The following is a 26,695-nucleotide window of genomic DNA, read 5'->3' on the forward strand; positions in this document are numbered from 1 at the left end:
AAGTAGAAAATGATATCAGATATAAACGCTCTAAAGTATAAAAAAGTTTTACTTAAAGTGTCAGGGGAAGCTTTAATGGGAGATAAGCAATTTGGGCATAAATATGACGTAATAAAAAAGATTGCCGGCGATATTAAAGAAGTTATCAATTTAGGAGTAGAAGTCGCTATTGTAGTCGGCGGTGGAAATATTTACCGCGGAATTAATGCAGCACTTGTCGGTATGGACCGAGCTTCAGGGGATTATATAGGTATGCTTGCAACGGTGATTAATGCTTTAACTTTACAAAACGTTATGGAAAGCCTCAATATCTATACAAGAGTTCTATCGGCTATTCCTATGATGAGCGTGTGCGAGCCTTATATTCGCCGCAAAGCTAAAAGACATATGGAAAAAAAGCGTGTAGTCATTTTTGCCGGCGGTACTGGTAACCCGTTTTGTACAACCGATAGTGCCGCAGTACTTCGTGCAATCGAAATGAATTGCGATATTTTATTAAAAGCAACTCAGGTTGATGGTGTATATGATTCCGACCCTAAAAAAAATCCGGATGCTAAAAAATATTTCACTATTAGCTATAAAGATGTTATAACTAATAGCCTGCAAGTCATGGATACGGCAGCTATTGCAGTTGCAAGAGAAAATAAATTACCTATAAGGGTATTTTCGATAAAAGAACAGGGAAATTTTGCTAGAGTAATACAAGATAAAGGGAAATATACGACAATTGAGGAATAACATATTGTAGTGTGAATTGTTGGCATAGGTGTTGTTGCGTAGAGACCAAATCATCATTGCGAGCAGCCGTAGGCTGCGTGGCAATCTAGTAAAAAACTCTGTAAATCAGAATTTTTTACTAGATTGCTTCGTCAAAACTTATAGTTTTTCCTTGCAATGACTAGAAAACCAATCTACGCGGGGATGATATCGGGGGCATTTCCTAATACATATAACAATGTCTCAATTCGTGTACTAATAATAATATATGGATAAATAAATATGGATAAAGAGAATTTAAAGAAAAACTTACAAGAAAAGATGGAGAAAGCTCTAAAAGTTTTAGATCATGAGCTTAAAGGACTACGTACCGGTAGAGCCTCAGTTAATTTACTTGATAGCGTAACCGTGGAAGCTTACGGGAGTAAAATGCCGCTTTCACAAGTTGCTTCTCTATCCACCCCTGATGCACGAACAATTAACGTGCAGGTTTGGGATAAATCTATGGTGTCATCGGTAGAGAAAGGAATTACGATAGCAAATCTTGGCTTAACTCCTGCAACGGACGGTCAATTAATCAGACTGCCGATACCGGCTTTAACTGAAGAAAGACGTAAAGAACTGGTAAAGCTTGCTCATAAATACGGTGAAGATACTAAAATTTCATTACGTAATATTAGAAGAGACGGCAATGAAGAACTTAAAAAGCTAGAAAAGGATAACGTTATCGCAAAAGATGAGCATCATAGCTTATCTGAACAAGTACAAAAGCTAACCGATAATTATAGTAGTAAAGTTGACTCGGTAATAAAACAAAAAGAACAAGAAATAATGACTGTTTGATTTTCTATGTCATTCCCGCTTTAGATTTGTTGCGTGGATACTGAATCGTCATTGCGAGGAGGCATTGTTGCGTAGGCCGGTAAAATTCACTGTGCCACCTCGTGGCTTGACCACGGGATCCATAAAAACAATAAAAAATACTAATAATTTTAGTATTTTTAACTGGGTCCCGCAATCAAGTCGCAGGATGACAGCGGTGGAATCGATCCATGCAACAATGCCAAGCGAGAATGACATAAATTGAATCTATACTGACAAAATAAAATGACAAAATTAGTTAGAGATTTAATTCCAGAAATTATCTTAAAATCAAGCAGGATACCAGTTACTCATATTGCTGAATCATATGAGTATAAAGAATTATTAAAAAATAAACTACTAAAAGAAGTAGAGGAATTTTTACAAGATGAGTATATGGAGAAGTTGCCGATATATTAGAAGTACTTGAAACAATCTGTAATATTAATGGCTATAAACTAAAAGATATATTAAAAAACAAAAAAGAAAGTTAATGGTGGTTTTGATAATAAGATAATTTTAGAAAAAATAACTAATTAGCTTTTTTGCCTTAATAAAATAAAGGAGTCATGCAATAAAATCGGCTATAGAGCCTTGTATCACAGGCTGTATCCAGGATCTAGCTCACAAGTCGCAGGATGATAGAAATACCGTTACACACAGGCAAGCCTTCACGGGAATAACATCAGACTATAACACTCAAAATAATAAAACTATGATAACAAAAGAAGAAGCACAGAAAATAGCAAAATTAGCTAGATTAAAATTTGAAGAAGATACTGTAGAAAAATTTTCTACTCAGCTTAGTACTATTATGGATATGATCGATATTTTAAATGAAATAGATTGCAAAGATATAGAACCTTTAACTTCGGTTTCTAATATGAATGCTAGAATGCGAGAGGACGCCGTTACAAGTTCTGATTTATCAAGTGAGTTATTTGATAATGTAAGTGGAAATAGTGCTCAGCTGGCTAAAGAAGTAAAATATTTTATCACTCCAAAAGTTGTTGAATAATTATGACGGAACTAAACAAACTAACAGTAGCAAACAGTATAAAAGGTCTAAAAAATAAAGATTTTACAAGTACGGAATTAATAGGTGCACATATTAAACAAATAGAGAAGCATAGAAACCTAAATGCTTATGTTACCGAAACTTTTGACTTAGCTTTAAAACAGGCTGAAGTAGCCGATCAAAATTATGCTCAAAATAACGCAAGAACCCTTGAGGGTATCCCGTTTACCGCTAAAGATCTTTTCTGCACGAAAGGAATTAGAACTACAGCATGTTCTAATATACTGAAAAATTTTATACCTAATTATGAATCAAGTGTTACACAAAATATTTTTGATAAGGGTGGTGTGATACTCGGCAAAACCAATATGGATGAGTTTGCTATGGGTTCAGCAAATATCACTAGTTGTTTTGGAAATGTAATTAACCCTTGGAAAGCAAATGATGATAATGCTGATTTAGTTCCAGGCGGTTCTTCAGGCGGTTCAGCTGCAGCAGTTAGCGGATTTATGGCATCTGCTGCTCTTGGTAGCGATACGGGCGGCTCGGTACGTCAACCTGCAAGCTTTACGGGTTTAGTTGGTTTTAAACCGACATATGGTCGTTGCTCAAGATACGGAATGATATCGTTTGCTAGCTCCCTTGATCAAGCAGGAATATTTACTAGAAGCGTTTTAGACAGTAGCATTATTCTTGAAGTGATGATGGGGTTTGACGAAAAAGATTCTACTTCGATTAAAGCAGAAGTTCCAGAGCTACAATCCGCTATCGGAAGTTCTATGAAAAATATGAAGATAGGCGTACCTCTTAGCCTTGGTGAGGGCAGTATTATTGAACCTGATATTATGAAAATGTGGCAGGATACCATAGAACTACTTAAAAACGCCGGTGCTGAAATAGTTGATATTACTTTGCCGCATGCTAAATACGGTGTTGCTGTTTATTACGTAATAGCACCGGCTGAAGCTTCTTCAAATTTATATAGATATGACGGCGTTAGATACGGTCTTCGAGTAGAACGTGAAAATATGACGCTTGACGAAATGTATGAAATGACTAGATCAGCCGGATTTGGGGAGGAAGTAAAACGTCGTATTATGATTGGAACATATGTGCTATCATCTAGTGGTATGGATGCATATTATCTAAAAGCTCAAAAAGTACGTCGTTTAGTTGCAAACGATTTTAATAATGCTTTTGCAAAAGTTGATGCCATTTTATTACCGGCTGCCCCAACCGCAGCTTTTAAGATTGGTGAAAAACAAAATGATCCGACTATTATGTATTTAAACGATTTATTTACTATTCCTGCAAGTTTAGCCGGTTTACCTTGTGCATCGGTTCCGGCCAGATTATCAGCACGCGGTTTACCTCTTGGGATGCAGATTATAGGTAAACAATTAGACGAATATAATGTTTTGAAAGTAGCATCGACAATTGAGTCAGGTGTAAAACATATTAAATTTGAGCCAAAGGGTTTTTAATTATGACATATATTGAAGGTGATACGGGGAAATGGGAATATGTAATAGGGCTTGAAATCCATGCTCAAATTTCCTCAAAATCTAAGCTTTTTTCAGGAAGTAGTACTATTTTTGCAGCAAGTCCAAATTCACAGGTTTCCTATGTTGATGCAGCAATGCCCGGGATGTTACCGGTATTAAATAAGCATTGTGTACACCAAGCAATTAAAACAGGGCTTGGGCTTAAAGCTAAAATAAATAAATATTCGGTATTTGATCGTAAAAATTATTTTTATGCCGATCTGCCGCAAGGTTACCAAATTTCGCAATTTTATTATCCTATAGTACAAAACGGCACTATGGAAATACTGACTAGTACCGGCGATCTTAAAACTATTCGTATTAACCGTTTGCATTTAGAGCAAGATGCGGGTAAATCTATGCATGATCAATCACCACATTACAGCTTTATCGATTTGAATCGTGCCGGTATTGGGCTTATGGAAATTGTGACCGAACCTGATATATCATCACCGGAAGAAGCAGCTGAATTTGTAAAAAAGCTAAGAAATTTGTTACGTTATATTGGCAGCTGTGACGGTGATATGGAAAAAGGTTCGATGCGTTGCGATGCTAATATTTCAGTAAGACGTAGCGGCGAACCACTCGGCACAAGATGCGAAATTAAAAATATTAATTCAATTCGTAACATCATTAAAGCAATAGAATTTGAAGCTAAAAGACAAGTAGACTTGCTTGAAAGCGGTGAAGAAATAATTCAAGAAACACGCCTATTTAATGCCGATAGCGGCGAAACAAGAACTATGCGTTTAAAAGAAGAAGCACTTGATTATAGATATTTTCCCGACCCCGATTTATTACCGCTTGTTATTTCTGATGAGTTAATAAATGAACTAAAAGCAAATTTACCTGAGCTACCTGATCAAAAGATTGAAAAATATATGAAGGAATTTAGCTTAAGTAAATATGATGCCGAAGTAATAGTAGCCGATGAATCGGTTGCTGAGTATTTTGAGAAAGCAGCAAATGAATGTAACCCTAAAATGCTTACTAATTGGCTAACTAGTGAATTGTTCGGCCAATTAAATAAAGCATCGATAGGAATAAATGAATGCAAAATTACCCCTAGTAACTTTGCAAAGCTGGTAAAATTAATAGAAAATGATACTATTTCCGGTAAAATTGCAAAAACCGTTTTTGAAATTATGTTTGAAACTGGTAAAGCACCTGATAAAATAGTAGAAGAAAAAGGACTTGTACAAGTTTCGGATAATAACGTGCTAAACACGGTAATTGACGAGGTAATAGCTGAAAATCCTGAATCAGTAGAGGGTTATAGAAGTGGTAAGGATAAATTATTCGGTTTCTTTGTAGGGCAGGTAATGAAAAAAACCGACGGTAAGGCTAATCCGACTCTTGTGAATCAGCTTTTAAAGGAGAAATTGAGTTCTTGATGCTATTCCCTTGAAGGTATTGCCCACGTGGATAGATTATCCTGTCATTGCGAGCAGCCATAGACTTTATTGCATGGCTCGGTTTCATCGTCATTGCAAGCAGCCGTAGGCTGTGTGACAATCTGGCCAAATATCCTGAGATTGCTTCGTCAATTACTTTGTAATTTTCCTCGCAATGACGATTTGATATCCGTACAACAAGGGCAATGCTTCGTAGGATGACACAGAACATACTCAAACTTAAAACATTATTTTTATGAAATTTCTGAAAATATTTTTACTATCTTGCTTACTAGTTTCTTGTGAAAAAAAAGAAACGGAAAAAACTTTAATAGTCGGTACTGCTGCAGATAATCCTCCTTATGAATTTATCCAAGACGGAGAGATTGTTGGGATTGATATTGATATTATCAAAGCAATAAGCGAACGTCTAAATAAAAAAGTTATCATAAAAAACTTCGACTTTAACGGTTTACTTGCAGCTTTGGTCAGTGAAAATATTGATGTCGCGGTGGCAGAGCTTTCCGTAACACCGGAGCGTGCCGAATATATCAGCTTTTCCGATAATTATGCTACTGCAAGATTTGCCATAATATATAGAACAGGCGATAATATACAAAATAGCAAAGATCTAGAAAATAAAATAGTAGGGGTACAGCTCGGTAGTGTTTTAGAAAAAAAAGCACACGATCTATCACAAACGATAAATATTAAAGTTCATTCTTTAGCAAATCATTTAATGTTGGTTGAAGAATTAAAAGCCAGAGTCATAGATGCTATTATTTCTGAGGAATTTCAAGGCAAAAAATTAAAAGAAAATAATTCAAATTTAGAAAGCAGTACTTTAGAAGAATTTTCATCCGATTTTGCTATAGGTATGTCTAAAAACTCAGGACTAATTAATGAAATTAATGAGGCAATCGATTCATTAAAAAAAGACGGAACCATTAACAAAATTATGAAAAAATGGCTGGGACAGTAACAGAAAGTCAATTTAAAGATGCTATGAGCCGATTCCCTCAGGGAGTGACTGTTATAACAACAAATTGCAACAACGAACTTTTTGGCTTTACTGCTAGTTCTCTTACTTCCGTATCTTTAAAACCACCGTTAATATTATTTTGCCTTAATAAAAACTCTTTTAGTATAAACAGTTTTCAAAAAAGTGATAAGTTTGCAATTAGTATTTTAGCAGAGAATCAAATTGATATCTCAAAACATTTTGCTAAATCACAATCTAATAAATTTACAAAAATTGATTATGAGCTTGGCAATAAAACTGATTGCCCTTTAATAAACGGTGCAACTTATCATATAGAGTGTAATAAATATGCTTCTTACGATGCCGGTGATCATGTTATATTTATCGGTGAAGTAATAAATACCGCTATTAAAAATGATTTAAAGCCTCTATTATATTTTCATAAATCTTATACAAAGATTTAATTTTGGTTATTTTTTGCTGCAAATTATAAGATTTTTTGAAATATAAGTAACTATTCCAGCAAAAATCTTATTAATTTTCGCTAAAAAATACTTCAAAATAGCCAATCAATTAGAAATATTCACAGAACCTAGTTTAATTTGAAAAATTGGCGTCGTCTAATAAGATCTGCGGTTCAAACTATATTAAGTATACACTACGATCCAAGGACTTTAGACTCCTTGCTCTTTTCCAAATTAAACTTCGTCTACTTACTGTTCATTTATTAGGAGTATACATTGCCAATATGTTAAATATCGGTCTTAGTGGTTCTACCGGTAAAATGGGAGAAACCATTCTAGAGAGAATAGATAAATTTAAAGATTGCAAAATTTCAGCAAAATTTAATAGTACTAATAATTTAGATGATTTAGATAATTTTTGTAAAAATTCTGATGTGATCATCGATTTTTCTACCCCTGAAATATTAGAAAAATTAATTAATTATGCATTAAAACATAATACAAAATTAGTAATCGGAACCACAGGTCTCCAACCTCAACATTTTAAGCTTTTAGAAAAAGCAGCTCAAACTTTACCTGTCTTATATTCTGCAAATATGAGTATAGGAGCTAATTTGCTTAGCTATCTAGCTAAAGAAGTAACAAAAATACTAGATGATTACGATGTTGAAATTCTAGAAACGCATCACCGTAATAAAAAAGATTCACCCTCAGGAACTGCTGTTATGCTTGCTGAAACAATTGCAAGCAAAAAAGGATTAAATATAACATTTAATCGTGGTAATAGACTAAGAAGCGAAAAAGAAATAGGTATTTCCTCGCTTCGTGGTGGAAATGTTCACGGTATACATGAAATATCTTTCTTAGGTGACGATGAAATAATCACCTTAAAACATGAAGCTCTGAATAAAAATTCTTTTTCTATTGGTGCAATTAAAGCCGCTATTTGGCTACAAGATAAACCTTCTGCTTTATATTCAATGCAAGATATTTATAAAATATAATTAATATAGCTTGAAAAAATACCTTTAAGAGGCTATATTTTATTATGTAAATAACATAATCCTAAGGTTACTTATGATCGATTATACAAAAACTTTAACTACCGCCTCAAAAAATAAAACTTTTGATGAAGGCCTAAGAAAATACATGCTTAAAGTATATAATTATATGGCTTTAGCACTTTTACTAACCGGTGTAGCAGCCGTAACAACTATATCAGTTGAGCCTATTTATAATTTAATGTTTCAAACAGGTTTCGGTACTATTATAATGTTTGCTCCGCTCGGTATTGCTTTATATTTCTTTATGGGCTTCGGACGAATGAACCTGCAAACGACACAAATATTATTTTGGGTTTATGCCGGTTTAATCGGTATGTCGCTTGCATATTTAGCTCTTATTTATACCGGTGCATCAATAGCTCGTACTTTCTTTATTTGCTCTTCCGTTTTTGGAGCAATGAGTTTATACGGTTATAGTACAAGTAGAGATTTAACATCTATGGGTTCATTTTTTGCAATGGGTCTTATAGGTCTTATCATTGCTTCATTAGTCAACTTGTTTCTAAAAAGCTCGGCTCTTTCTTTTGCTACTTCTCTTATTGGAATAGTAATATTTATGGGATTAATTGCTTGGGATACTCAAAAGATTAAGTCTATGTATTACACGGCAGGAAACGATGAAGTAGGACAAAAGCTTTCTATTATGGCAGCCTTTACTTTATATTTAGATTTTATAAATCTTTTCCTATATTTAATGAGATTTTTAGGCAATAGAAGAGATTAATTGGTATCATTCTTGCAAAGTTATGATTTTATTTCATTGCTTCCGTTTGTTCATTGTTATATCACGATCAAATCCATAGTACTGAATAGTTTTTAAAAAGACCTCGATGTCATATCCCCGCAAAAGCGGGGGCCTTGTTGCACGGCTTGGAAAACTTATTCAATGTCATTCCCACGTGGCATTGTTGCGTGGATACCGAATCGTCATTGCAAGCGGTCGCAGCGAACTTAACAATACAGAAAAAATAATACAAAAATTCTATAAATCAGAATGTTTACTGGATTGCTTCGTCAATTGCTGCGCGGTTTCCTCGCAATGATGAGGATTTTGACCCACGCAACAACACTCTTTCACTATTAGTTAATATTAATCAGATTATTTTTATGTCTAAAGAGAAAACTCAACAAGAGTTATTATTACAAGAGCAACTTTTTAAAGCCCTGAAAACTAACGATACAGAATTGAATGCCAAAATATCTAGAACCTGCGAAGGCATTGCCGAATCTGTTATTGACCTTTCTAATGACCAATCTCCTACTGCTGAAAGCCTATATATTAGCTATATGGCCCTAGCCGATTTAAACACTAAGGATTTAGCTAAAGTTACAACAATAATAAAAAACTCGTTTCCAGGAGATAAAAACAAGGAATTAAGGGAAATAATCGATGCACCTCTTTTACAGCATTTAGTTATGGCAGAGGCAATTGAACGACAGGTTGGATTAGATGATAGCCGATATAGCGCAGATTACAGAAAACTTGAAGGAATAAGAAATCCTAATGACCCTAAAAAAGCAATTGATGCTATGCTACGTGATAAGAGGGTGGCACAGCAAGCTGAGTTTGAGGGGAAAGGAAAAAAGGCAGCAGGAGTCTCAGCCGGTTATGTTGCTAAAGATAATGCCGGTAATACTTTTATTTTAAAACATTTTTATAAAACTCATGCTGCATGCCAAAAAATACAAGATAATAAGGCACAAAAACAGGCTATTGCTGACCGAAGAGACGGAGTACAAGAATTAATAGGCTCTACCATGTATCAATTTTTATTACATGATCGCGCACCAAAAGAAGGTCTGGTAACAGCGGATGAAAAACACCCTGATTCACTTTATGTACGTTCTAAATTTTTTGATAATGCTGTAACACTAACAGAATTTTCTGGTTTATCAGGTCAAACTAGAGTCAGAGCTAATGATCAAAATTTAAAAAAATTGGAAGGATTTGAAAAAGCCATAGCTGCTTGTCATATGCTGGGGGAAGTAGATTATCATGCTGGTAATTTAATGGTGCAGGATGGTAAAACAATAACCAAAATTGATCATGGTCGCTCTTTTTTAGCATTTCATAAGAATTTTGGCAGTATGATTCAATCAACAGCTAAAATGTTTGCACATCCTGGTGTTGGCTACAGTGCTGCTATTAAAGCAGGTAATTTCTCATTTAGTATCGATAAATATAGCGAATCGTTAAATCAAATGATAAGTCAATTTGATGAGAAACAGATGGAAGCAATAGTTGATCAAAAAATTGATGAATTAAAAAAAGCTGGGTTTGATCCAAAAAATATTGCGTTATCTACTAATATTAAAAATTTTGATGATTTGCGAAAACACTATAAAGGCAGTATAAAAGAAAATCTTGTTAATATGCAAGAAGTGGCCAAAGGAGCTGAGATAGTAACAAAATTTAGTAATGTTTCACCTGAATTTAAGAATGGTGGTTGGTTAGAGACTTTCGCTAATTCACCTGTAAAAGACCCGGTACTCTATGCAATAGATAATAACATTACAATTGAAGGTAAAGATGCTAAAGAGTGGGCGTATGAAAATAATTACCAAATTAAAATCTCTATAGGCTTGAAAAAAGAAATAATCAAGGAACAACAATGGAGCAAAGATTTGGATGGTAAATGGAAAGAAAAAGAAGTTGAGGTTAAGACAGGTAAAGTAGAAGTACAAATTTCTGATCCTGCAAAATCAATGCGTATACAAGACAAATCTACAGGCGAAAAATTGGCATCACTAATTGTTGATTTTACAAAGCAGACAACAACTAAAAACGTAACTGATAAAGCAGTAGCAAAATTCTACGACAATATAATGAAAGTGCTAAAAAAAGAAAATTATCTTACCGAGCAAGATATTGAGGGTATAAAGAAAAATTTAAAATATAAGGATAATATCGAAAACACGACCAACTTATTAAATGCTAAATCTTTCAAGTTAACTGCTAAAGATACTATATATTACAAGGTAGGAAATTTTTGTGAAAATAGAGGTTTACCTAGTATCTCAAATTATTTTATGAAACAAATTTCTCCCGAAAATTTAAATAAAATTCATAATACAGAAAAACTTATAGCGGAAAGTATAAAAATTGGTAATGTACTACAACAGAAGAAGCAAGAAGGACTCCAAACAAAAAGAGTAGAAACGGTAAAAGGAATCGCATTCTCTAAATTACAAGCTAGGAAGGAAAGACATCAACAAAGGTAAGCACTGTTGAGTGTATGCCTTAAACGTCATTGCGAGCAGTCACAGAGTCGTTGCATAGTCCTAATGTCATTTCTAGCTAAAAGCGGAAATCCAGTACTTTTCGATACCGTGGCTTGACCACGGTATCTAGAAAAAAATTTAAAAAAGACTAGATCCTGCGATCAAGTTGCAGGATGAGATTAATAGTTACTGGATTTCCGCTTTTAGCTAGAAATGACATACTATATGCCAAGTTGCGGTATGACATAATAACATACAACAACTATAAATTCTTATTCTTTTTCTGCATTTTTTCTAGCAGACGGTGAGAGCATATGCTTAGCTCTTTTAGAGCTTTATCCTCTACATAGCTTGGGGCGTTCATTAGTAAATCTTCAGCCTGCTGGTTTAAAGGAAAAGCAATTATTTCCCTTATATTTGTTGCTTCCGCAAGCAGCATAACGATTCGGTCAATACCGGGGGCTATTCCACCATGTGGTGGAGCTCCAAACTTAAATGCTCTAATCATCCCTCCAAATCTCTTATCAACTTCCTCTTCACTATAACCTGCTATGGAAAATGCTTTATACATAATTTCCGGCTTATGGTTTCTAATAGCACCGCTGGAAAGTTCAATACCGTTACAAACAATATCATATTGGTATGCGGTAAGTTCTAATAACTCTTCAGTGGTTTTAGCTTGCTCTAAAGCATCTATTCCACCCTGCGGCATAGAAAACGGATTATGGCTAAAATCAATTTTTCCTGTTTCTTCATTTAACTCATAGAATGGAAAATCGGTAATCCAGCAGAATTTAAAACAATCTTTTTCAAGTAAATCAAGCTCTTCACCAAGTCTTATTCTAACCTTACCGGCAAGTTTAGCAGCTTTCTCTTTCTTATCACTAGCGAAAAATACAGCATCACCGTTACTAATACTAGCTGTAGCTTTTAGACTCTCTAATTGCTGCTGGCTTAAGCATTTTACTACCGGACCTTTTGCTTCACCGGTTTCACTAAACTGAATATAGCCAAGTCCACCTGCTCCTTCTGATATCGCAAACTCTATCATTTTATCGAAGAAACTACGAGGCAGTGCAGCTGCCTTAGGTACAGGAATTGCACGAACTATGCTACCTTTTTGAATATTCTCTCTAAAGATTGTAAAATTGGAATCTCTAAATATCTCAGTTACATCGGCAATTATAATAGGGTTACGCAAATCAGGCTTATCAGAGCCGTATTTTAGCATAGATTCATTATATGGAATACAAACGAAAGGAGTCTCTGATACTTTCTTATCCGTGAATTTAGTGAATAAATCATACATCACAGGCTCAATAGTACTAAATATGTCTTCCTGTGTAACAAACGACATTTCTACATCTAGCTGATAAAACTCGCCGGGTGATCTATCGGCTCTTGCATCTTCATCCCGAAAACAAGGAGCAATTTGGAAATAACGATCAAAGCCTGATACCATCAATAACTGCTTGAATTGCTGAGGTGCTTGCGGTAATGCATAGAACTTACCAGGATGCATTCTACTCGGTACTAAAAAATCCCTAGCCCCCTCAGGTGAGCTTGCTGTTAAAATCGGAGTTTGAAATTCGGTAAAACCGCTTGCTGTCATCAAATGACGAATATGAGAAATAATTTGTGAGCGGAGTATTATATTATTATGTAATTTCTCACGTCTAAGATCTAAAAAGCGATGTTTAAGCCTAGACTCTTCGGGAGCGTCTTTTTCGGTATTAATAACAAAAGGTAGAGTGTCCGCAGCTGACTCAACACTAAATTCCACAGCTAGCACTTCAACATGACCTGTCGGAAGCGTATTATTAATCGTGTCCTCTGATCTTGCTACAACTGTCCCCCTTACCGTAATTACCGACTCATAACGCAAACGACTTGCATCCTCCATAAGCTGAGGGTTTTGATCGGTAAACACGATTTGAGTTATACCGTAATGATCACGTAAATCTATAAAAACTAGATTCCCGTGATCTCTTCTTCTATGTACCCAACCAGATAGCTTAACTTCTTTTTCTACATCGGATATTTGTAATTCGTTACAATTATGAGTTCTGTATTTATGCATTTTTATTTTTTTATTATACGATTTCCCCTATCTTATATACATAAAATCGCAAATTTTCGCAAATAAAAACTAAAAATTTATCTTGCCAAAGTTTTATCTTGATATTGCAGCAGCTTTTGGCTTTGATGGGCGTTGCTGATAATTTTGTTGTTGAGGTTTTACTTGATTTAACTCACCTTTAATCCATTCATATATTGCTTTCTTAGGATTTTTAATTATCTCTGCAACATTTTCGACTAGATTTATTATTCCTTTAACTAACGATAATACATCTTTTGCTATTTCACCTATAGAATTATTACCTGCTTGTAGTTTTTCTTGGTCTTGCTTAGACAAATTACTACGTATTCTATTCATTCTTGATTTAAGCTCATCTTGTTCTAGCTCTTCTTTTGTAAAATGTGACTTAAGTTTTCTATCAACAATTTTTTGTTCTTCCGGAGTTAAATTTTTATATTGATCAACAAGCTTATTAACTTTTTCTTGTTCTTCCGGTAGTTTTGAAATATTTTCAGCAATATTTGGCATTTGTTTCTCTTATAAAGTTAAAACATATTAATTTTGCACATTATATACATATTTTAACTTTATACAAGAAAAACTTGTATAGAAATTAACCTTTGAACGCAGCCTTAATTAATATCTAGAAAGTCTAAAAAATTTCGTAATTCTTGACGTGCAAGCACGTGTGAACTATTAAATGCTCTATCATATTTTGCAGTTTTTAGATCAAGTAATGTTAGACCTTGTAAAAATAACTCCCTATATATTACACGTTCACTAAATCCTTCTGCGAGTTTAAAGTTAATTCTTTTAGCAAGTTTAGCTAATACATTTCCTACACGTCTTTTATTTAATGCATCAAGATTACTTAAACGATTACGAAGTATTACCCAATCTATACTAATTCTATCACGACTAGCACGTTCCATTTTCTGCTCCCAAATCATTTGACTATATATTGATGGGCTAATAATTTCATCCTTGCTATCAACTTTTGCTATTACGTCTAAATCTAGAAAGCTATCATTAATCGGTGTAATAATTGTATTGGCGTAAGAATGAGCAACCCTTGATAAAGGAGTATGACTGCCTGGGGTATCAATCACTATATAATCGACATCCTGATTATTTTTGAGTATTTGCTCAAAACTCTTTGCTTGCTCTTCTACTTCGCTTTCCGATATATGAAAATGTTTCGGTACTAATACAGGTTTATCAGGATTTTGTTTATTATATAAATCTCGATTTTTTAAATAATTCGTTAACGAACTTTGACGTGAATCGGTATCTATACTTACTACCGAATAATTTTGATAAAGCAGAGCGATTATTAGATGCATAGAACAGGTAGTTTTACCTGCTCCGCCTTTCTCATTACCTATAACAAATATGTAAGGTTTATTTATTGTGTTCATAATTATATTCAGAATAAACGAATAGTAAATAGACGAAGTTTAATGTCATTCTTAGCTCAATATTGCCCATGTGGATAGTTTTTTCCATCATTGCGAGAAAATTACGTAAGTAATTGACGAAGCAATCTCAGGATATTTGATTCCGAGCAGCCTAAGGCTGCTCGCAATGATGACTCGGTATCCATGCGGGCAATGCAACGCAAGAATAGCATTTAAGTATATTCTTTGATAAATTTCTCTAGTAATCTCACGCCGTATCCTACTGCCCCCTTAGGACCAAGTGCTGAAGCTTTATTACTATTTGCAACACCTGCTATATCTAAATGAGCCCAATCTACTCCATCTTTAATGAAACGTTTAATGAAATGTGCAGCTATGCAGCTTCCGGCAGCTCCCGGTACGTTCCCGATATTTGCCATATCGGCTATGTCGGAGTTAATCATTGCATCATACTCATCGTGCAGCGGCATTCTCCAAAGTTTTTCATTAACTTCTTCCCCTACTTTTATTAACTTATCAGCTAACTCATCATTATTGGAAAAACAACCAGCATATGTATTACCAAGTGCTACGGTTATTGCTCCTGTTAGAGTTGCAACGTCAATCACACATTTAGGCTTAAATTTTTCTTGTGCATACCAAACAGCATCAGCAAGTACTAAACGCCCTTCTGCATCGGTATTTAAAACTTCGGCAGTTTGCCCTGACATGGTAGTTACTACATCCCCTGGACGCTGTGCATTACCGGACGGCATATTTTCGACAAGCCCTACAACACCAACTATATTTATAGGTAATTTTTGACCGGCAACCGCAATGATGGTACCCACAACTGCTGCAGAACCTCCCATATCGTATCTCATTAAGTGCATATTACTTGACGGTTTTAATGAAATACCGCCTGTATCAAAAATCACTCCTTTACCGACCAAAGCAATAGTCGGAGCATCTTTACTGCCGCCTTTATATTCCATCACCACTAACTTTGACTCGTTTTGTGAACCTTGCCCCACACCAAGTAATGCTCCCATACCAAGGTTTTTCATCTCACGTTCACCGATAACATCAACACCTACCCCTAGCGGTTCAAGTATATCAACTATTCTTTCGGCATAAACTTGAGGGGTTTTAATATTTGACGGTTCATTACTTATATCTCTTGTAAAAAATACTGCTTCAGCAATTAATTTTTTGATTTCAAATAATTTTGCCGTTTCAGTGCTATTATCGGTAAAAATTTCAATTGACTCTACTGCAAACTTCTCTGCTTCTTTTAAGGTAGTTCTATATTTATCAAATCTGTAAGAAGCAAGGAACGCACCGCTAGCAACTAAAGATGCAAATGTTTGAGATGTAAACCTGCTAATTCTATTTGTAAGTTTTAAGCCGATAGTAGAAATTTTACAACCGGTTGCATGCTGTAAGATTTTACCGCCTAACTCTTCAATTTTTGCTTCAGTTAATTTTTCTTCATTCCCAAGACCTGCTATTATCAAATATCTAACCTCGCCTGATTTAATGACAGACGGAATAACCTTGATCTGTCCATATTTACCGGTAAATTGCAGTTTATTCTGAATAGTTTTAGAAATTAATCCATGATGTTGTTGATCAAGTCCTATTAAATTACTATCAAGCTTTAACTGTTCATCAATAAAAACTACTAGACCTTGATTAGTAGATGATTCTTCATTCACAAAGTTTATGTTAAGCATACTTATTCCTTATATTACTTTTGACTTTGGATCATTCTATTTATCTTGATAAAACTTTGCAAGTATTATAATTGAAACAAAATCTCATTAAATAGCATTTGACAAATGTTAAAGTTTTTTATACCTTAAACTGATGATTAGTTAAATTTAAGTAATAATATGCCAGTATATGACATCACTTCTCATTTAATTAAGCAAAAGTATACAATGATTAAAACATCATGTGAGCTAAACCAAGATATGGCTAAGATTTATAGTCTCACGCCTCATCCAATACGATATACTTGCCTTAACTATTTAAAGTTATTATCTCTACCTATATCGCTAGCATTTTATGTAACAAAGCTTTGTTTTACGGCTAATCCTGTATGGACATGGATCGGGTTTAATGTTTTGTATGAGAAGATGGGTCAAGCAATAGCCAAAAAAATATTACACGGCTTACCTGACGAAGTAGAACCAGATCAAAATATACCTAAAATTGTCGAGTATGTATTTAGAAAATATGAAGAAAATCCTACATTAACCCCTCTTATTGAACCTACATTTATACAAAAATTTTTAGCAAAGGCCGGTAAATATATTCCTGTTTTGTCTAAAATAGTAAAGTTTTGGAATGAAGGAGGAATTAACTATTCTGATGAAATACAAACAAAACGAGCATTAATTGACTTTATTTATAAACAAATTATTGCTAAAGCTTATGAAGTAGGTAAAAAAGGAGGAAAACTTGAAATAACGGATGTGACAGCACTTTTCCCAGAGATAAATTTTCAAGAAAAAGTCAATGCTGAATCAGAAAATCTTGAAATAGAGAAGGTAGAAGTAAGCAATGAAGAGTCTTTAATTTCTGAATTGCCTGTTAGACATCTTTCTAAACCAACTTATAGAGAGGAATTTAAAATAGATACGGGACGCAGCACCACAGCGTATATAGACATACGTGAGGATTCGAGTACCGGATCGACGTACAAATCACCTCTAGAAGCGAAGTTTGGAAAGATGTCTATTGATCAAAAACACGAAGAAGCTACGATTACTACTAATGCAAATAATGCTATTAACCCATTAGTAAACTTACTCATGTTAAAAGCTTTACATGATCAAATTCGTCAAGAAGTACTGAAAACTTATGCTGAACATTGTTTAGCAGAAATTCAGATATCTAAAAATCAAGAAACACTTGAAAACTTCCAATATGAAGATTCTTTAGCAATATTACAATTATACGGTAATTATAATTATGATAACAATAATACGTATATCTTTGAACAACCAGTATCTTATTTAGGTCAAACCTACGAGCATTTAACAGCACCGATTGCTTGTTATTAAAGCGTCATTTCTGCAAGCGGGAAATAAGAAAAAGCCTATAAAAATCAAGTTTTTTATAGGCTTTTTGTCAATAATGCATAGTAAGATTATTTTTCTGGCTTCCCGCTTCTAGCTAGAAAGGCATCGTTGCGTGGATACCACCCCGTCATTGCGAGGAAATTATAAAGTAATTGACGAAGCCAGCTCAGGAGTTTGTTATTATTTCATGAGATTGCCACGCCAGCATAATGCTGGCTTGCAATGACGGGTTTTTTATAAACTATCCGGTACATAATACAAAAATCAACTTGGAAAAGAGCAAAGAGTCTGTAAGTCGAGGAGCGGAGCGTATATTAAACGTTCAGTATCCTAGGACTTACAAAAACGACACACAGCCAATTTTTCAAGTTCTATCTTAGTATATTTATACATTCTCTTCATCAAGCTTTACGGCTGCTTTACGCATTTTATCCATAAAGTAACCGGTTCCGGCAGGTACTAATCGTCCAACTATCACGTTTTCTTTTAGTCCTCGCAACTTATCTACTTTACCGGCAATAGCTGCTTCAGTTAAAACTCTAGTAGTCTCTTGGAATGATGCCGCAGAGATAAACGATCTAGTTTGCAGAGAAGCTTTAGTAATACCTTGTAATATTAATTGTGCTTCAGCAGGTTTTAAACCGTTTTTCATAGCTTTTTCATTTATCTCATCAAATTCATGTCTATCTATTTTTTCACCTGCTACTAACGTAGTTCCGCCTGAATCCGTAACCTCTACTTTTTGTAACATCTGACGGATAATAACTTCTATGTGCTTATCATCAATCTTTACACCTTGTAGACGATAAACGGCTTGAACCTCCTTAACAATATAATTTGCAAGAACCTCTACGCCCATTACTTTTAAAATATCTTGAAGTACCGGATTACCGTCAATCAATAAATCACCTTTTTTAACAAAGTCACCTTCGTTAACTACAACATGCTTGCCTTTTGGTACCATATACTCAATAGACATTGTTTCATCAATCGGATGTATAATAATACGTCTTTTAGATTTATAGTCCTTACCGAATTCTACTCTGCCATCAATTTCGGCAATAACTGCATGATCTTTAGGGCGTCTTGCTTCTACAAGCTCGGCAACTCTTGGTAAACCACCGGTAATATCTTTAGTAGTGGTTGATTCTTTCGGTATACGTGCAATGATATCACCTACCGATATTTGTACTCCGTCTTCTACGCTTAAAACTGCTCCAACCGGCAAGTAATATCTAGCTTCTAAACCGTTTGATAAGGTGATAACTTCACCTTTAGCATCTAAAAGCTGTATACGAGGGCGTAATTCTGCACCACGCGAATATTGCTTTGATTCAATAATAACTTTACTCGGTATTCCGGTAGCTTCGTCAGTTACATCACGAATAGAAATACCCTCAACCATATCTTTGAATAAAACTTTACCTGACTTCTCCGTGATAATCGGTATAGTATAAGGATCCCACTCTGCTAGTTTTTGAGTTTTAATCACCATATCACCGTCATCAACAAGTAATCTAGCACCGTATGGAATTTTATGACAAGCCTTTTCATTACCATTATTATCAAGCAATAATAATTCACAATTTCGGCTCATAACAATTTTGCGTTCTTCGGAATTAATAACAACGTTACGGCTTATAATTTTCACTTTTGCGTCATAGGAAGCGTCTACGGAAGAAACCTCAGCACCTTTTGTTGCCGCTCCTCCGATATGGAAAGTTCTCATTGTAAGCTGCGTACCCGGTTCACCGATAGATTGAGCAGCAATAACCCCGATTGCTTCACCCTCCGATACTAATGTACCGGTAGCAAGATCCCTACCGTAACATATGCTACATATACCGGTAGTACTTTCACAGGTTAATACGGATTTTATCATAATTCTGTCGAGTCCCGCCGACTCAATCTGCTCTAACTTTGCTTCATTAATAAGCTCGCCTTTATTGAGAATTAGATCATTAGTTACCGGATGAAATATATCAATAGCAGCAGTACGACCTAAAATCTTTTCAGCTAAAGGTACTATAACTTCTCCGCCTTCAATAACACTCTTAACTTCAATTCCTTTATCAGTTCTACAATCTTTTTCAGTAATAATACAATCTTGTGCAACATCTACTAATTTTCTTGTTAAGTAACCTGAGCTTGCCGTTTTTAAAGCCGTATCTATTTGCCCTTTACGCATTCCGTTAGCAGAATTAAAACACTCAAATTCAGTTAACCCTTCCTTAAAGTTAGAGATAATAGGAGTTTGTATAATTTGACCGTTTGATTTGGTCATTAAACCTCGCATACCGCCTAGCTGCTTAATTTGCTGGAAAGAACCTCTTGCTCCGGAAATAGCCATCATATATATAGCATTTATTTTCTGATGATTTGGATCATCAGAAACCGGCGGCGTAGCAATCTCTTTCATCATGTCGTTTGCTACTCTATCGGTACATCTGGACCAAGCATCGACTACTTTATTATATTTCTCTCCGTAAGTAATTAAACCGTTTGAATATTGTTGTTCAAATTCTTTTATTTCAAGCTGAGTTTCGTTGATATGAGTACTCTTAGATTCCGGTACTACCATATCGTCCATTCCAAAAGAAATACCCGAAGAACAAGCATATTTAAAACCTAGTTTCATTAGCTGATCGGCAAAAATTACCGTAGCTTTTTGACCGCAGTGACGATAAACTAAATCTATAACTAATGATATGTCTTTTTTAGTTAGTTGTTTATTAATAAACTTGAATTCTATATTAGGGTTAGAAGGCAATAACTCACCTACCATTAACCTACCATAAGTAGTATCAATGATAACAGGGACCATTTTACCTTCGGCATTTAACTGATTTCTGCGATATCTTATCTTTGTATGAATAGTTATAAATTTATTATATAAAGCATGTTCCATCTCAGCTAAATCTGAGAACATCATCCCTGCGCCTACTTCATTATCAAATGCAAGGGTTAGATAATATAAACCAAGCACTATATCTTTATCCGGTACAATGATAGGACGACCGTTTGCAGGGCTTAAGATATTATTTGTAGACATCATAAATACCCTAGCTTCAAGCTGTGCTTCAATTGATAACGGGATATGTACTGCCATCTGATCACCATCAAAATCCGCATTGAACGCAGTACACACAAGCGGATGAAGCTGGATCGCTTTACCTTCAATTAATAACGGTTCAAATGCTTGAATACCAAGCCTATGTAACGTCGGAGCCCTATTAAGTAAAACCGGATGCTCTCTAATTACCTCTTCAAGCACATCCCACACTTCTGATTTTTCAGCTTCCACCATTCTTTTAGCGGCTTTAATAGTTGTAGCGATGCCATACAACTCAAGCTTAGAATAAATAAACGGCTTAAATAACTCCAGAGCCATTTTTTTAGGCAAACCGCACTGGTGAAGTTTAAGCTCAGGTCCTACCACGATAACTGAACGTCCTGAGTAATCAACCCTCTTACCTAGCAAGTTCTGACGGAAACGCCCCTGCTTACCTTTAAGCATATCACTTAATGACTTAAATGGACGCTTATTAGCATTTTTCGCTGCTCTACCACGACGACCGTTATCAAATAACGCATCCACCGCTTCTTGTAACATTCTTTTTTCGTTTCTGACTATTATATCAGGAGCTTTTGACTCTATTAATTTCTTTAAACGATTATTTCTATTAATTACTCTTCTATAAAGTTCATTTAAGTCTGAAGTAGCAAATCTTCCGCCGTCAAGCATAACAAGCGGTCTAATTTCAGGAGGAATAACCGGTAAAACATCCATAATCATCCATTCCGGCTTGTTTTCCGACTCTAAAAAATCCTCTACTAATTTTAAACGCTTTACTAATTTTTTCTTTTTGACTTCTGAAGAAGTGGTTTGTAATTCCTCGTATAATTCTTGCTTTAACTTTGAAAAATCAAGCTCTTTAAGCATTTGTTGTATTACTTCTGCACCTATAGAGGCAGTAAATGCATCTTCACCGTACTTATCTTTTGCTTTCTGTAATTCTTCCTCTGTTAAGAGTTCGCCTTTTTGTAAAATCGATAGCCCTGGGTCAACTACTACATAATTTTCAAAATAAAGAATCTTTTCTACATCTCGCATTGTCATATCAAGAAGTGTACTAATTCTTGAAGGTAGCGACTTTAAAAACCAAATATGAGCAACGGGAGCTGCAAGTTCAATATGCCCCATTCTTTCACGTCTTACTCTAGAAACCGTAACTTCAACGCCGCATTTCTCACATGTAATTCCACGATTTTTCATCCGCTTATATTTACCGCAGAGACATTCATAATCTTTTACCGGACCAAAAATTCTTGCACAAAATAAACCATCTTTCTCAGGTTTAAAAGTTCGATAGTTAATTGTTTCAGGTTTTGTTACTTCACCGAAAGACCACGAACGTACCTGATCGGGACTTGCTATATTAATCCTTATCTGATCAAATTGTTGAGTATTACTTAATTGTCCGCAAAAATTTACTACGCTCATAAAAATACTTTTCCTTAAAAAATTACTCGTATATACTCGGTCAATTTCAAAAATTAGCGTTGTCGTTCTACATTGACCTTCGTCTACCAAGAGTTCTTATTGCACCCTATATGTCATTCCCGCAAAAGCGGGAATCCAGTAAAACAGATAAAAAACAAGTTTTTTATCTGTTTAAATGACCTATCTTTCTTAACTTGAAGTTACTTCAAGCTTTACGTTAAGACATAAAGATCTAAATTCTTTTATCATAACATTAAATGATTCAGGAATGCCTGATTCAAAATTATTTTCACCGCGTACTATAGAATCATAAATTTTGATCCTACCGTTTACGTCATCCGACTTAACCGTTAACATTTCCTGTAACGTATAAGCTGCACCGTAAGCTTGTAATGCCCAGCATTCCATTTCCCCGAAACGCTGTCCGCCGAAATGAGACTTACCTCCAAGTGGTTGCTGCGTTACTAAGCTATAAGGTCCTATAGAACGAGAGTGAATTTTATTATCGACCAAATGATGCAATTTCAGCAAATATTTCTGTCCAACGGTTACTAGACGGTCAAAATATTCACCGGTTCTACCGTCAATTAATTTCACTTGTCCTGAAGGATCTTGACCGGCAAGCTTTAGCATATCTTTAACGTCCTGAACTTTTGCTCCGTCAAATACAGGAGTTGCAAAATATACACCTTTACTTACTTTCTTACAAAAAGAGATAATCTCTTCTTCCGGTCTTTCAAGTATAGAATTAATATTTTCTCCATACAGTTCAATTAAGAATTTCCTAATCTGCTCAATACCTATATGTTTATTTTTATATTCCTTTACTAAGGTAGATATTTTTTTTGCTAAATTTATTGATGCCCACCCAAGATGCGTTTCTAAAATCTGTCCTATATTCATACGGGACGGAAGACCTAGAGGGTTAAGAACGATATCTACCACAGTTCCATCTTCTAAAAACGGCATATCCTCTTCAGGTACGATACGTGAAATAACACCTTTATTTCCGTGTCTTCCTGCCATTTTATCCCCTGGTTGTAACTTATGCTTAGTTGCAATAAATACTTTTACTACTTTTAAAGCTCCCTGAGGTAAATCATCACCACTTTGCAATTTCTCTACCTTAGTAGTAAATCTTTTATCAAGAGCCTCTTTTTTCTCCTCATAATGAGTCTTTATCTGCTCTATTTCATTCATTACATTTGCATCTTCCACGGTAATCTGCCAAAATTGCCCTTTAGATAAGCCTTTTAGCATTTCAGTAGTAATAGTTTGTCCTACTTTTACTTGCTTAGGACCGTTAATAATCACCTGCCCTACTAAAAGCTTTTCAAGCCAACTAAACACAAAATGCTCAATAATTTCTAATTCATCGTCTCTGTCTTTTGCTAATTTTTCAATTTGTTGTTTTTCAATAGCAATAGCTCGCTGGTCTTTTTCTACACCTCTACGAGAAAATACCCTTACTTCTACTACAGTTCCGCTAACTCCGGAAGGTACATGCAGCGATGAATCTTTTACGTCAAAAGCTTTTTCCCCGAAAATAGCACGTAGTAGCTTCTCTTCAGGAGTAATAGGCGATTCACTTTTCGGTGTTACTTTTCCGACTAAAATATCACCGGCTTTTACTTCTGCACCTATATAAATTATTCCGACCTCATCAAGATTACGCAACGCTTCTTCACTTACATTCGGTATATCACGGGTAATTTCTTCAGGACCAAGGCGTGTATCTCTAGCTATTACTTCAAACTCTTCAATATGAATAGATGTAAATACATCCTCTTTTACTATACGTTCAGATATTAAAATTGAATCTTCAAAATTATAACCGTTCCAAGGTAAGAAAGCCACAAGCACGTTTCTACCTAAAGCAATTTCACCGTTATCCGTACTAGGACCGTCAGCTATAATATCGTTTTTCTTAACGTAATGACCGACCTTAACTAAAGGCTTTTGATTTATACAAGTATTATGATTGGATTTTTGGAATTTTAGTAAGTTATAAATATCAACCGAAGGAGAACCGTCAACTTTTTGTTCTAGAGTTCTAATCACGATTCTATTTGAATCTACCTGCTCAACAATACCGTCATGTAATGCAAGCACTGACGCTCCGGAATCTTTAGCTACTACCCCTTCAACTCCGGTACCTACAAAAGGTGCATCCGTTTTAATTAAAGGAACGGCTTGTCTTTGCATGTTTGAACCCATCAAAGCACGGTTAGCATCATCGTTTTCTAAGAACGGTATAAGAGAAGCCGCAACCGATACTACCTGCATAGGAGTCACATCAATGAAGTCTACCTCATACGGTTCTACCATTACAAAATTACCGCCTTCAACACGGCAATTAATAAACTCTCCTTGCAGCTTTCCGTCTTTATTAACTTTAGAATTTGCTTGTCCGATTTTGTATTTACCTTCTTCAATAGCAGAAAGATATACCACTTCATCGGTTATATATCCATCTTTAACTCTTCTATACGGACTCTCTATAAAACCGTGTTTATTTATTCTAGCATAAGTAGCCATAGAGTTAATTAACCCGATATTCTGACCTTCTGGTGTTTCAATAGGACAAATGCGACCGTAATGAGTCGGATGTACGTCACGCACCTCAAAACCTGCTCGATCTCGACTAAGACCTCCGGGACCAAGTGCCGACAGCCTTCTTTTATGAGTTATTTCTGATAATGGATTTGTTTGATCCATAAATTGGGATAATTGGGAGGTACTAAAAAATTCTTTTACTACTGAAACTAAAATTTTAGAATTTACTAAATCATGAGGCATTACGGTATCAACATCACCTGCCGACATCCTTTCAATTACAAATTTTTCCATTCGGACTAAACCTATTCTAAATTGATTTTCTATCAATTCACCTACCGATCTAACCCTTCTATTACCTAAATGATCAATATCGTCTATGATACCTTTACCGTCTTTAAGCTCTACTAAAACTCTTACGATATTTTTAATATCATCAATTGTTAAAATCGTAACTTCTTCAGAAATATTCAGCTCTAACCTAGAATTCATTTTTATTCGCCCGACTTCTGAAAGATCATATCTTTCCGCATCAAAGAATAAATTATAAAACAGGCTTTCAGCCGCTTCGATATTAACAGGTTCGCCTGGTCTTAGAACTCTGAAAATATCACATAATGCTGCCTCACGATCCTGATTTTTATCAGCAAATAAGGTGTTCCTTATATATGGACCTGATTGAGGATTGATTACTAATACGTTAACATTTTTAATTTTAAGATCATTAATAACATTTAGCATATCAGCAGTAATCATTTCACCGATTTTTGCTAATACTTCATCGCTTGCAGGATCTCTTAAATCTTCGGATAGATATTTGCCGATTAAAGTTTCATGAGTTACTAAAATATTATTAAGCCCTTCCCCAAAATATTTTTTAGCCAAACGCGGAGTAATTTTTTGTCCTGCTTTCAGTAGAACATTTCCGGTATCTGCATCTACTAAATCACTTGTTAAACGATGAGCAGTAATATGCTGAGGTATAAATTTAACCGCCCAACCTTTATTTTTAACAAGCTTATAAGTTACTGAATTATAATAAAATTTTATAATTTCTTCAGTACTCATACCTATAGCTCTAAGCAAAGTAGTAGTATAAAGCTTTCTTTTTCTATCAATCCTGAAATAAATAACATCCTTAGCGTCGAATTCTAAATCAAGCCAAGACCCTCTATATGGAATAACACGAGCAGAATATAAAAGCTTGCCGGAAGAGTGGACTTTTCCTTCATCATGATAAAAGAATACACCAGGTGAGCGATGCATTTGTGATACAACTACTCTTTCCGTACCGTTGATAATAAAAGTACCGTTTTTAGTCATTAATGGGATATCACCCATATATACTTCTTGCTCTTTAATCCCTTTAATTTCTCTAGTACCGGTATCCTCATCTATATCCCAAATACTTAATCTTAAAGTAACTTTAAGAGGGGCAGCATAACTTAAACTTCTTTGACTGCACTCTTCTACATCATATTTTGGAGTATCGAACTCATATTTTACAAATTCTAAATTAGCAATATTGGAGGAATCTGAAATAGGGAAAATTGAGTTTAATATAGATTGTAAACCTTTGTTTTTTCTTTCAGAATCTTTAATATTTAACTGTAGAAAGTTTTTCTCATATGAATTTTTTTGAATTTCAATCAAATTCGGTATATCTGCTACTAAATTTATGTGACCGAAATTTTTTCTTATTCTTCTATTATGTGACAAGGATTGTGCTTCTATATTATCCCTTAATGAAACCATATAATCTCCTGACTGATAAAATTACTGCCCGTATTGCAGTGATTAGGT

The 26,695-nt window shown here is 34.9% G+C and carries 17 protein-coding genes and 1 pseudogene; 12 read left to right on the forward strand and 6 right to left on the reverse strand.

The annotated features are described in order from the left end of the window. Window positions 1–9 precede the first annotated feature (9 nt). From pyrH to risK1, 11 genes are all read left to right on the forward strand, one after another. On the forward strand, window positions 10–738 hold the full coding sequence (gene pyrH, locus AB4K15_RS00975) for a UMP kinase (RefSeq protein ID WP_032073893.1): 729 nt from the start codon (window positions 10–12) through the stop codon (window positions 736–738). Between the two features lie 261 nt (window positions 739–999). Further along, window positions 1,000–1,560, forward strand: a complete 561-nt coding sequence (gene frr / locus AB4K15_RS00980; protein ID WP_032073892.1) for a ribosome recycling factor — start codon at window positions 1,000–1,002, stop codon at window positions 1,558–1,560. A gap of 264 nt (window positions 1,561–1,824) precedes the next feature. Continuing rightward, window positions 1,825–1,998: a nucleoside triphosphate pyrophosphohydrolase family protein gene (locus AB4K15_RS00985; protein ID WP_500225258.1), complete on the forward strand. Its 174-nt coding sequence runs from the start codon at window positions 1,825–1,827 to the stop codon at window positions 1,996–1,998. Window positions 1,999–2,293: 295 nt separating this feature from the next. Next, the gene (gatC, locus tag AB4K15_RS00990) at window positions 2,294–2,596 is read left to right on the forward strand and encodes an Asp-tRNA(Asn)/Glu-tRNA(Gln) amidotransferase subunit GatC (protein ID WP_014365274.1); all 303 of its coding nucleotides are present in this window, start codon (window positions 2,294–2,296) and stop codon (window positions 2,594–2,596) included. 2 nt (window positions 2,597–2,598) lie between these two features. Further along, a complete protein-coding gene (gatA, locus tag AB4K15_RS00995) occupies window positions 2,599–4,080 on the forward strand; it encodes an Asp-tRNA(Asn)/Glu-tRNA(Gln) amidotransferase subunit GatA (RefSeq protein WP_032073891.1) in 1,482 nt (493 codons plus the stop codon). 2 nt (window positions 4,081–4,082) lie between these two features. Next, window positions 4,083–5,534 carry an Asp-tRNA(Asn)/Glu-tRNA(Gln) amidotransferase subunit GatB gene (gene gatB, locus AB4K15_RS01000; protein WP_500225255.1) on the forward strand — a complete coding sequence of 484 codons (1,452 nt, stop codon included), beginning with the start codon at window positions 4,083–4,085 and terminating at the stop codon, window positions 5,532–5,534. A gap of 256 nt (window positions 5,535–5,790) precedes the next feature. Beyond that, on the forward strand, window positions 5,791–6,516 hold the full coding sequence (locus AB4K15_RS01005; RefSeq protein ID WP_010976861.1) for an ABC transporter substrate-binding protein: 726 nt from the start codon (window positions 5,791–5,793) through the stop codon (window positions 6,514–6,516). Beyond that, complete coding sequence (locus AB4K15_RS01010) at window positions 6,501–6,980, forward strand: flavin reductase family protein (protein WP_014013901.1); 480 nt, start codon at window positions 6,501–6,503, stop codon at window positions 6,978–6,980. The genes AB4K15_RS01005 and AB4K15_RS01010 overlap by 16 nt, the downstream gene beginning before the upstream one ends. 284 nt (window positions 6,981–7,264) lie before the next feature. Further along, window positions 7,265–7,984 (forward strand): 4-hydroxy-tetrahydrodipicolinate reductase, encoded by a 720-nt coding sequence (dapB, locus tag AB4K15_RS01015; protein ID WP_032073889.1) that lies wholly within the window; start codon window positions 7,265–7,267, stop codon window positions 7,982–7,984. 73 nt (window positions 7,985–8,057) lie between these two features. After that, on the forward strand, window positions 8,058–8,768 hold the full coding sequence (locus tag AB4K15_RS01020; RefSeq protein WP_032073888.1) for a Bax inhibitor-1/YccA family protein: 711 nt from the start codon (window positions 8,058–8,060) through the stop codon (window positions 8,766–8,768). A gap of 383 nt (window positions 8,769–9,151) precedes the next feature. Then, window positions 9,152–11,266, forward strand: coding sequence for a T4SS effector phosphatidylinositol 3-Kinase RisK1 (risK1, locus tag AB4K15_RS01025; RefSeq protein ID WP_032073887.1), 2,115 nt, complete (start codon window positions 9,152–9,154; stop codon window positions 11,264–11,266). A 272-nt stretch (window positions 11,267–11,538) separates the two neighbouring features. Here risK1 and aspS read toward each other — a convergent pair. The 4 genes and pseudogenes from aspS to AB4K15_RS01045 form a co-directional block, all read right to left on the reverse strand. Beyond that, window positions 11,539–13,346, reverse strand: a pseudogene (aspS, locus tag AB4K15_RS01030) (aspartate--tRNA ligase). A gap of 93 nt (window positions 13,347–13,439) precedes the next feature. Next, window positions 13,440–13,874, reverse strand: coding sequence for a DUF3106 domain-containing protein (locus tag AB4K15_RS01035; protein ID WP_014362761.1), 435 nt, complete (start codon window positions 13,872–13,874; stop codon window positions 13,440–13,442). A 104-nt stretch (window positions 13,875–13,978) separates the two neighbouring features. After that, window positions 13,979–14,764 (reverse strand): division plane positioning ATPase MipZ, encoded by a 786-nt coding sequence (locus AB4K15_RS01040; RefSeq protein ID WP_500225252.1) that lies wholly within the window; start codon window positions 14,762–14,764, stop codon window positions 13,979–13,981. Window positions 14,765–14,976: 212 nt separating this feature from the next. Beyond that, window positions 14,977–16,479, reverse strand: coding sequence for a leucyl aminopeptidase (locus AB4K15_RS01045; protein ID WP_032073886.1), 1,503 nt, complete (start codon window positions 16,477–16,479; stop codon window positions 14,977–14,979). A 159-nt stretch (window positions 16,480–16,638) separates the two neighbouring features. Between AB4K15_RS01045 and AB4K15_RS01050 the strand changes: the two genes are divergently transcribed. Next, a complete protein-coding gene (locus AB4K15_RS01050; RefSeq protein WP_032073885.1) occupies window positions 16,639–17,814 on the forward strand; it encodes a palindromic element RPE1 domain-containing protein in 1,176 nt (391 codons plus the stop codon). Window positions 17,815–18,217: 403 nt separating this feature from the next. On the opposite strand, the gene rpoC is transcribed toward AB4K15_RS01050, so the two are convergent. Further along, window positions 18,218–22,336 (reverse strand): DNA-directed RNA polymerase subunit beta', encoded by a 4,119-nt coding sequence (gene rpoC / locus AB4K15_RS01055; RefSeq protein ID WP_032073884.1) that lies wholly within the window; start codon window positions 22,334–22,336, stop codon window positions 18,218–18,220. A 189-nt stretch (window positions 22,337–22,525) separates the two neighbouring features. After that, window positions 22,526–26,647: a DNA-directed RNA polymerase subunit beta gene (gene rpoB, locus AB4K15_RS01060; RefSeq protein ID WP_500225249.1), complete on the reverse strand. Its 4,122-nt coding sequence runs from the start codon at window positions 26,645–26,647 to the stop codon at window positions 22,526–22,528. Window positions 26,648–26,695 lie beyond the last annotated feature (48 nt).

The sequence above is a fragment of the Rickettsia aeschlimannii genome, from assembly GCF_047973405.1.
Taxonomy (GTDB): Bacteria; Pseudomonadota; Alphaproteobacteria; order Rickettsiales; family Rickettsiaceae; genus Rickettsia; species Rickettsia rickettsii.